This window comes from Aeromicrobium sp. Leaf272, from assembly GCF_001422865.1.
In the GTDB taxonomy this organism is placed as follows: domain Bacteria; phylum Actinomycetota; class Actinomycetes; order Propionibacteriales; family Nocardioidaceae; genus Aeromicrobium.
The window spans coordinates 503,228-505,327 of the sequence record NZ_LMMY01000009.1 but is presented as its reverse complement, the minus strand read 5'-3'; the positions used below and the strand labels follow the sequence as shown (position 1 = coordinate 505,327).

Below are 2,100 nucleotides of genomic sequence, written 5' to 3'. Positions count from 1 at the left end.
GAAGGGTCGCTACGCCACCATGCTGCAGCGTCTCTCTGCCGCCGACGACGGCACCGAGAAGGTCGAGCTCGACGGGGAGACCGCCCTGCGGATCATCGGTGCCATCGACGACGTGCTGATCGCCCTGGCCTTCGACGACGTGGACGACGCGGAGTTCGAGCGTCGCGCCCAGTCAGCCGTCGCCCTCGTCCGCGCCGTGTTCGTCGGCCTCTGGGTCGAGCAGGAGTGGGGCCCGATCGACCTCAACCGACTCGCCTCGGGCGCGGCGCCGGACGCTAGTTGACCTGGCGCTCCTGACCCTCCCAGAACTCGGCTCGCAGCTTGAACTTCTGCAGCTTGCCGGTGGCGGTGCGGGCCAGCTCCTCGCGGAACTCGATGCGCTTGGGGCACTTGTAGCCGGCCAGGTGCTCGCGCGTGTGGGCGATGAGGGCGGCCTCGTCGACGCCGGCGTCGGGATCGACCACGACGAGTGCGGTCACCAGCTCGCCCCACTTCTCGTCGGGGATGCCGATCACGGCCACCTCGCGCACGGCGGGGTGGGAGGCGAGGGCGTCCTCGACCTCGATCGAGGAGACGTTCTCGCCGCCGGAGATGATGACGTNCCCGCCGGCGAGTGACTCCGCGGAGGCGTCGGGATTCTCCCAGTAGCCCTCCAGCACGGTGTTGCTGCGGGCGAGCAGCTCGCCGGAGTCGTCGACGCGGATCGACGTCGACAGCGCGGGGGCGCCGGCGCGGCCGAGGTTGCGGGCCTGCTCGGTGGGATCGAGGTCGTCCCACTCCTCGCGCATCCGGCTCATCGTGAGCAGCGGCGCGGTCTCGGTGAGGCCGTAGATCTGGATGAACTCCCAGCCCAGCTCCTCGCGCACGCGCTCGATCGTGCGGGTGGGCGGCGGGGCCCCGGCCACGACGCAGCGCACGCGGTCGCGACCGGTGGGGCCGTCCCAGTCCTTCAGTGCGTCGAGCACGGCGGACAGCACCGCGGGGGCGCAGCACAGGTACGTGACCTGGTGGTCCTCGATGCGGCGCAGGATCTCGGCGCCGTCGACCTGGCGCAGCACAACGTGCTTGGCGCCCATGCCGGTGACGCCGTAGACCTGGCCCCAGCCGTTGCAGTGGAACATCGGCAGCGTGTGGAGGTAGACGTCGCGGTCGCTGACGGAGGCCTGCCAGCCGAACACGGTGGCGTTCGTCCAGAGGGCGCGGTGCGTCTGCTGCACGCCCTTGGGTCGTGCCGTGGTGCCCGACGTGTAGTTGATCGTGGCGGTGGCGTTCTCGTCGGGCTCCCACGCGCGAGGCTCGGCGCCGTGCTCCGGCCGCTGGCCGGTACCTTCCGCCGCCCGCTGCCCGGCACCCCCGCCGGGGGCGGGGCTCCAGCCCCACACCGCCTCGTCGTCCTCGCCGACGACGAACACGTGCTTGGCGCCCGAGCAGGCGTCGCGCAGGTGCTCCAGGCCCGGGTCGAGGATCACGACCTCCGCGCCGCTGTGCTGCACGATGTACTCCACCTCGGCCGGCGCGAGCCGGAAGTTCACCGGCACGAACACGCGCCCCCAGCCGGAGACGCCGAAGAACGACGTGTACAGCCGGGCGGCGTTCTGCGACACCATCGCCACGCGACCACCCACCGGGACGTCGAGCTCGTCGAGGCGCGCGGCCTGCGCCTGAGCGAGCCGCATCACCTCGGCGTACGTCAGCTCACCCCATGACGCCGCAGGCTGGTCCGGCTCGTCGACGACCGCCACCCGGTCGGGGTAGACCGTGACGGCGCGGTCGAGGAAGTCGCGGATGCTGAACGGGACGATCACGAGGGCCTCCAGAGCGTATGACGCGGGTCACGCCCATCATGCAACGCCCGGTGTTGCACCGCCGTCGCAGGTCACCGGACCCGCGTCCTGGACACTTCCGGGTCACGGACCCGGGTCGGAACGCCCCGGACGTGTCCGAACCGTTCAGCGGGCCGCGCGCCACTCGTCGGCGAGGAGGGCGTAGCCGAGGGTGTCGACCCAGCCGAGGTCGCGGTGGAGACTGTCACGGACGCCGTGCAGCTCGCGGCGCATGCCGACGCGCTGCATGAGGCGCCACGACGGTTCGTTGAGGGCG

The 2,100-nt window shown here is 71.7% G+C and carries 3 protein-coding genes; 1 reads left to right on the top strand and 2 read right to left on the bottom strand.

The genetic code is table 11. The features are described 5' to 3' along the window. On the top strand, window positions 1-283 hold a 283-nt coding region (locus ASF38_RS04065; RefSeq protein ID WP_162237296.1), incomplete at its 5' end, for a hypothetical protein. On the opposite strand, the gene ASF38_RS18745 is transcribed toward ASF38_RS04065, so the two are convergent. Then, window positions 276-566, bottom strand: a complete 291-nt coding sequence (locus tag ASF38_RS18745; RefSeq protein ID WP_255353807.1) for a hypothetical protein — start codon at window positions 564-566, stop codon at window positions 276-278. The genes ASF38_RS04065 and ASF38_RS18745 overlap by 8 nt on opposite strands. 36 nt (window positions 567-602) lie before the next feature. Then, a partial coding sequence (locus ASF38_RS04060; protein WP_235497383.1) for an AMP-binding protein occupies window positions 603-1,805 on the bottom strand: 1,203 nt, incomplete at its 3' end. Window positions 1,806-2,100: the final 295 nt, after the last annotated feature.